The following is a 7,249-nucleotide window of genomic DNA, read 5'->3' as shown; positions in this document are numbered from 1 at the left end:
CGCATGGACGGCGCGCTGGTGCTGGACGCGCAGGGGGAGCTGTGGGTGCGCGAGGGCCGGCGGGTGCGCGCGGGCGAGCGCGTGGTGGTGGGCAGCGCGGAGGACGGCAGCGAGGGCGTGTTCGTGAACATGGCCTACCTGGCGACGGGCGGGGAGGGCGAGTTCAAGTTCATGACGAGCGAGGTGTCGCGCGAGAAGCCCATCGACTACGCGCACATGGCGCGGCTGTTGGTGGAGGAGCGCGAGCGGGGCTATCCCATCTGGGTGACGGGGCCGGCGCTGGTGCACTCGCGGGCGCGCATGGACATGACGTGGTTCGTGGAGAACGGCTTCGTGGGCGCGCTGCTCGCGGGCAACGCGGTGGCGGTGCACGACATCGAGGCGTCCATCTACAACACCACGCTGGGGATGAGCGGCGGGGGCAAGGCGACCTCCGGCGGCCACGGGCTGCACATGCGCGCCATCAACCGGGTGCGGCAGGCGGGCTCCATCGCGAAGGCGGTGGAAGCGGGCATCATCACCAACGGCATCATGCACGCGTGCGTGAAGCACCAGATTCCCTTCGTGCTGACGGGCTCCATCCGGGATGACGGACCGCTGCCGGACGTGGTGACGGACAACCTGGCGGCGCAGGACGCGATGCGGCGGCACGCGGTGAAGGCGACGATGGCGGTGCTGGTGGCGACGGCGCTGCACGCCATCGCGACGGGCAACATGCTGCCGTCGTTCGTCACGGAGGCGGACGGCAGCTTGCGCGAGCTGCCCACCATCTGCGTGGACTCGTCCGAGTTCGTGGTGAGCAAGCTGAAGGACCGGGGCACGCACCAGGCGTTCGGCGTGGTGACGAACGCGCAGGACTTCATGCACATCCTGCGGCTGTACGTGGAGCGCGAGCTGGCGTCGCGCGCTGCCGCCGCGAAGCCCGCTTGAGCCCTCAGCGCCGGCTGACGGCGGCCGGGGGCTTCGCCGAAGGCTTCGCTGAAGGCTTCCATGGCGCGAGGGACAGGCCACCCTCGGTGCCGAACAGCGCGGTGTCTCCTTCCGGGAGCACCGCGTACACGCGCGGATCCGCCAACCGGGGCAGGGCGTGCACGGCGCCGGTGTCCGCGTCGAAGTACGAAGCGCCGAGCAGCGTGCCGACCAGCGCCCCGCCGGGCACGAGCGCGGTGGCGACGATGGCGGGCGAGGGCAGGCCGGGGGCGGTGTGCACGCGCGTCCACCGTGCGCCGTCGAAGTAGCTGAAGCCGTCCTGGCAGGTGCCCGCGATGGCGCGCCCCTCCGCGTCGGTGGACAGCGCCGTCACCCAGTTGTCGGTGAGGTCGCGCCCGTCGTGGAAGCGCTGCCAGCGCTCGCCGTCCCAGCGCAGCAGGCCCCGGTCCTCGCTGCCCATCCACAGGAAGCGGCCGGCGCCCTCCGCGACGGAGGGGTGGTCGCTCCAGCCCTCGGGCAGGGGCAGCCGCCGCACGAGCGACAGGGGAGAGCTGCCCGGGGTGACGACGGACATGCCGCGGCCATCCACGAGCGCGACGCCCTCCTCGACCCGTGAGGCGCCCAGCACGGACAGCTTGCCCAGGGCCACGGGGTTGCGGCCGCCGTAGGCCACCTGCGTCCAGGTCTTCCCGTCGTGGAGGCCCAGGCCGTAGGTGGTGGCGACGTAGAGGTTCTGTCCATCGCTGGTGAGGCCCAGCACCTGGTTGCTGGGAAGCGCGGGCGTGCGGAAGGTCTGCCACCGGCCGTCAGTGCGTTGCCAGCAGACGCCCCGGTCGAAGGTGCCCACGACCAGCCGACCCTGGTGCCGGGCGAGCGCGGTGATGTGGTTGCCGCAGAGCTGCCCGGTGGGCGTCACGCGGCGCCAGCCCTTCGACTCGCGGAAGAAGACGCCCGAAGCGCGCGTGCCCGCCCAGTCGCCGGTCAGCACGGTGGCGCCAGCGGGGACGCTCGGCGCGATGCCGCGGGCGCGCACGTCGCCGTGGCTCCTGTCGTTCAGCACGGTGGCGCCGGAGGGAATGCTCGCCGCTGCATCGGGGCGGGAGATGCCCTGCGCATGCGTGTCTCCGTTGTTTGCTTCGGTCAGCGTGGTGGCGCCGGGGGGAGCGCTCGCCGCTGCATCGGAGCGGGCCGCGCCCCATGCGCGCACGTCGCCATCGCTTCCCACGACGTGCACGCCGTGCTCCGTGGCGCTGAACGACAACGGACCCGTGGGCACGGTGCCCACCGCCGCGAGGCGTCCACGTCCGTCGATGCTGAAGGCACCCTCGCTGGTGCCCACGTCCACACCGTCCCGCGTATCGGAGAGGAAGCGCACCGGGCCGGGCAGTGCCCACGCGCGCGACGTGCCCAGCTCGAACAGGCGCCCCTCCGCGGTGCCCGCGAAGCGGGGCGAGAACGCGGTGTACGTGGCGCCCGGGGGCAGCACGGCGGCCAGCGACTCCAGCCGGCTCACATAGTCCGGCGTGCTCGCGTCCTCGGCGGCGGGCAGGGCCTGCCAGCGCACGTCCAGCACCGGCGTCACTCGGAAGCCGGTGTCCAGCGACACGAGCCCCTCATCGGTGGCCACGAAGAGCCGGTCGCCGGTGGACTCCAGCGCACGGCAGAAGTGGCCAGGCAGGCCGTCCTCGACCGTGAGCACGCGCACCGGGCGGCCGGCGGGCGTGAACAGCTCCAGGCCCCCCTCGGTGCACGCGACGACATGGCCCCCGAAGGGCTCCAGGTCGTGCACGGTCTCGGTGTTGGTGACGGTGGCCGCGAGGGCCAGGGCAGTGAGGGTGGAGAGCATCACGCCCCACCCTCATTGCGAACCCCGGGCCAGCCTCATCACCCCTGGAGGTGTCTCCCCGGGACCACAGGTGTGGCCCCGGGCCAGCGTGCCCGCGCCTAGAACGACTCTTCGGGCACGTCCATCAGGTCCAGGTTGCCGTTCTCCACCATGCGCGCCGCGTGCGCGATGCCGGGGAGCACCTCGTGGCAGTACCAGCGGGCGCTGGCCACCTTGCCGCTGTAGAACGCCTTGTCACCGGGGTTCGTCTTCATCCGGTCCAGCGACACGGCGGCGTGGCGCACCAGCAGCCAGCCGATGACCACCTCCGCCACGGCGGCCAGCACGCGGTTGCCCTGGAACCCGACGTGGTAGACGGACTCGCCCAGCTTGCCCATCAGCGTGCCGAGCATCGTCTCCAACTGGCCCAGCGCCTCGGCCAGCGCGGCGCGCTCCGTCTTCAGCTCCGGGCCGCCCTCCTCACCCTCGGCCGTCTCGCGGATCCGCGAGAGCAATCCCTGGAGCGTCGCACCGCCATCACGCGCGACCTTGCGCATCAGCAGGTCCAACGCCTGGATGTGCGTGGTGCCCTCGTAGAGCGAGTCGATCTTCTGGTCCCGGATGTACTGCTCCACCGGGTAGTCCGTCAGGTAGCCCGAACCGCCGTGCACCTGGAGCGACAGCGACAGCAGCTCGTACGCCTTCTCCGAACAGTAGCCCTTCACCAGCGGCAGCAGCATGTCGTTGAGCACGTCCGCCTCGCCCGCCGCGGTGGAGCGGTGGCCGCCCTGCAGCTCCACCTGGTCCTGCGTGGACGCGGTGAACAGACACAGCGCGCGCATCCCTTCCGCGTGCGCCTTCTGCGCCATCAGCATGCGGCGCACGTCCGGGTGCTGGAGGATGGCCACGCGCGGCGCCGTCTTGTCGCGCGCCTTCGCCAGGTCCGAGCCCTGGAGCCGGTCCTTCGCGAACGCCAGCGCGCGGAAGTAGCCCGCGGACAGCGCGGCCATGGACTTGAGGCCCACCGCCATGCGCGCGTTCTCGATGATGTGGAACATCTGCCGGATGCCGTCGTGCACGTTGCCCAGCAGCAGGCCGCGCGTGGGCTTGCCGTCGCCGAACGTCAGCTCGCAGGTGACGGACCCCTTCAGGCCCATCTTCTTCTCCAGCTTGGTGCACACGACGTTGTTGTGCTCACCCAGGCTGCCGTCCTCGTTCACCCAGAACTTGGGCACCACGAACAGCGACAGGCCCTTGGTGCCCGGCGCCGCGCCCTCCGGACGCGCCAGCACCATGTGGATGATGTTCTCCGCGATGTCCGACTCCCCGTTGGTGATGAAGCGCTTGACGCCTTCGATCTCCCACAGGTCGCCGTCCACCTGCCGCGCCTTGGTGCGCGCCGCGCCCACGTCGCTGCCGGCGTCGGGCTCCGTGAGCACCATGGATCCGCTCCAGCGGCGATCCAGGCTGTGCGGCAGGAAGCGCTTCTTCTGTGACTCCGTGCCCAGCCGGTCGATGATGCGCACGAGCAGGTTGCCCAGCGTGTAGAAGGCCAGCGAAGGGTTGCTGCCCAGCAGCAGCTCGAACGCGGCCCAGCCCAGCGACGGCGGCGCGCCCAGGCCGTTCAGGTGCGTGGGCACCTCCAGCAGGTGCATGCCCGCGTCGTAGAAGGCGCCCATCGCCGCCTTGAGGCCGGGGGGCAGCTTCACCTCGCCGTTCACCAGCTTCGGCGGGTTGTGCTCGGACTCGTCGAAGCTCTTCGCCAGCTCCTGCGTGCAGAGCTGGGAGAAGGTCTCCAGCATCTGCCGGGCCGCCGTCTCGTCCAGGTCCCCGAAGGGCGCCTTGCCCAGCGACGTGCGGCCGATGTCCAGGAACTCGAAGAGGTTGAACTCAATATCGCGGAGGTTGGGCGTGTAGTGCAGGGACGACGACGACATTCGGAAGGCTCCTCACGGCCAGCGCTGAAGACAGGCCCGCGCCAACCCCGGCGCGGGAACGGGCGGACCGTGAGGGTATCCGAGATTGATTCGCCGGTCAGTCGCGCCGGGCGTGGATGACGCGCAGCGTCTCGCGGCGCTCGAAGCGGTTGCCGGCGGCGTCGCGGGCAACGAGCACCAGCTCATACGTTCCGGCCGGGGTGCCCTCGGGGACGACCAGGTCCTTCGTGAAGCGCAGGCCGTCCGAGGACTCGAGCAGGTGCTGCTCCTCGCCGAACAGGTCGCCGTACACGCTGACCTCCTTCGTGGCCTCCACCGCGTCCACGTCCAGGGTCAGGGTGGCACCGGGCGCAAGCTCGCGCTGGGAGAGGACGACCTCGAAGTCGTTGCCCTTGGAGTCCAGGCGGTAGCGCACCTCGCTGCGCTGCACCTGGCCGTCCGCCAGCTCGCTGATGAGGAACACGGTGTAGTAGCCATCCGCGACGCCCAGCGGCACGAGGAAGCGGCCGCGCCAGGCGCCGGACACCGCGTCGAACGTGAGCGGCTTCACGAGGCCGAAGGGGAAGTAGGCCGTCACCCGGCGAGCGTCGCGCGGGGCGCGCACGGAGATGATGGGGTCGCCCGGGGGAATCTCCTCGCGGCTCAGCGAACCCGCGACCATGCCGTCCGGAATCTGCACGGGGACCAGCTCCTTCACCGTCTCTCCGTTGGGGGCGGTGCGCGCCACCTGCTCCACCGCGACGAAGGACGTGAAGCGGCTCATCAGGTGGTACTCGAGCGCGGTGGCGGTGATGCCCTGCACGATGTCCGGCGTCTCGTTGCGGTAGCCCTGCACGGTGAGCTCCTCGATGCGCTGGCGGGCCCAGAGGCTCTTGAGGGCGTCGTGCTCGCGGGCGACCTCCGGGAAGTGGATGGGCACGTCGAAGCGGCGGACCTGACCGCGCACGCGGCCGGAGATGCGCAGCACGCCGTCACCGGTGCCGGTGTACTTGCCCACGAGGAACAGCGGCTGGCCGGCGAAGAGGTCCGGCACGGACTTCGGGTACACGTCGGTGACGGGCAGGCCGTCGGTGTCCACCACGAGCGAGGTGAGGACGGGGCCGCGCATGCGCTGCTCGAACTCGCGGGCGACTTCTTCTTCCGAGCGGTTGAGGTTCACGAAGGTGGAGGCGCCCCGGCCCACCTCGCCCATCTTCGCGATGAGGTAGCGGTTCACGCTGGAGCCGACACCGGCGGAGAAGATGCGCGTCTCCTCGCGCAGGTGGGACTGGAGCGTCCCCAGCACGGCGTCATCCCCGCCGATGAGGCCGTCGGTCATGAAGAGCACCATGCGCAGGCGGGCCGGGTCGTTGGCGGGCACCATGGCCTCCTCGGCGGCGATGCGCACGTCGGTGCCGCCACCGCCCCAGAAGCTCTCCACATAGGGCAGGGCGCGCTGGATGTTCTCCGGCGTGGCGGGGACGGCCGTGGGCGCGAACTTCGTCACCTGCGTGTCGAAGTTGAGCACCTGGAAGGAGTCCTCCGGCATCAGGTGGTTCAACACCTCCTTGGTGATGGCCTTGGACTTCTCGATGGCGAGGCCGGACTGCGAGCAGGACGTGTCGAGGACCATGTACAGCTCGCGGGGGACGATCTCCTTCTCCGTGGGCGCGAGCTGCGGGTTGAGCATCACCATGAAGTAGCCGTGGTCCGCGCCGGGGTCGCGGTGCATGAGGACTGCGGGGCGGATGAGCGCGTCGGCGACGACGTACTCCAGCGTGAAGTCCTTGTTGGGGATGCGGTCATCGCGGCCCAGGCTGACCTTCGAGCGGGACGGGGCCTCGCGCGTCACGTCCACTCGGTGGGACGTGGAGCGCAGCGAGTGGACCGGGAGGCCCGCGTCCAGGCGCACGGTGAGCTGGATGTCGTGGCCGCTGCGCAGGTCGGGCGGGAGCACCGGGGGCGTGATGCGGCTCGCGTCGGGGACGGTGGTGGTGTCCGGCGCGGTGCCTTCGCCCTGGCGCAGGGGCAGCGCCTCGCCGCCGATGTAGCGGGGGCCGACGACCATGGGGAAGGTGAAGCGGTAGGTGCCCGCGTCGTAGGTGAGCCGCTCCACGTAGTGGATCCGCACGCGGATGGTCTCACCGGGGAGGATGTTGGCCACGGACTGGGTGAAGACGTTGGGGCGCTCCTGGTCGAGCAGCGCGGCCGTCCTGCCCTCGGCCTTCGCGCGCTCGTAGGTGTCGCGGGCCTGCTCGCGGGTCTGGATGACGCCCTGGATGACGCGCTCGCCGATGTGCAGCTCCATGCCGTCCACCGCGGCCAGCTCCGGCAGCGGGAAGACGTAGAGCGCTTCGAGCGGCGCGGCGTAGGGGTTCTCGAACACCTGCGTCACGGTGACGGAGGCGAGGAAGCCGCTGACCTCCGCGTCCACCTCCGTGTGCTTGAGGCTGAAGGTGAGCGGCGCGGTCTCCGGGCAGCCGGTGTCCTGCGCCTGCTGCCGCAGGAGCGCCACGAGCGTGCCCTGGGACACGGCGCCCTTGCTGGTGGGGGACACCGGGGGAGGACAGTCGGGGCG

4 protein-coding genes are annotated in these 7,249 nt (G+C 70.9%); 1 reads left to right on the top strand and 3 read right to left on the bottom strand.

Annotated elements, in window-relative coordinates:
* The coding region (locus D7V93_RS33365; RefSeq protein WP_120647223.1) for an ornithine cyclodeaminase family domain at positions 1–930 on the top strand (930 nt) is incomplete at its 5' end.
* 4 nt (positions 931–934) lie between these two features.
* Here the strand turns inward: D7V93_RS33365 and D7V93_RS33360 are convergent.
* The 3 genes from D7V93_RS33360 to D7V93_RS33350 form a co-directional block, all read right to left on the bottom strand.
* On the bottom strand, positions 935–2,779 hold the full coding sequence (locus tag D7V93_RS33360; RefSeq protein WP_147451473.1) for a ligand-binding sensor domain-containing protein: 1,845 nt from the start codon (positions 2,777–2,779) through the stop codon (positions 935–937).
* Positions 2,780–2,874: 95 nt separating this feature from the next.
* Positions 2,875–4,692, bottom strand: coding sequence for an acyl-CoA dehydrogenase (locus D7V93_RS33355; RefSeq protein WP_120647221.1), 1,818 nt, complete (start codon positions 4,690–4,692; stop codon positions 2,875–2,877).
* A gap of 97 nt (positions 4,693–4,789) precedes the next feature.
* On the bottom strand, positions 4,790–7,249 hold a 2,460-nt coding region (locus tag D7V93_RS33350; protein WP_147451472.1), incomplete at its 5' end, for a VIT domain-containing protein.

The sequence above is a fragment of the Corallococcus llansteffanensis genome, from assembly GCF_003612055.1.
Lineage (GTDB): Bacteria > Myxococcota > Myxococcia > Myxococcales > Myxococcaceae > Corallococcus > Corallococcus llansteffanensis.
The sequence above is the reverse complement of the archived record's forward strand: the minus strand, read 5'-3'. Positions and strand labels throughout refer to the sequence as shown.

What these genes read in the sequence shown, in the direction of transcription:
- D7V93_RS33355 (WP_120647221.1), bottom strand. Translation starts at nt 4,692, where the DNA reads ATGTCGTCGTCGTCCCTGCACTACACGCCCAACCTCCGCGATATTGAG.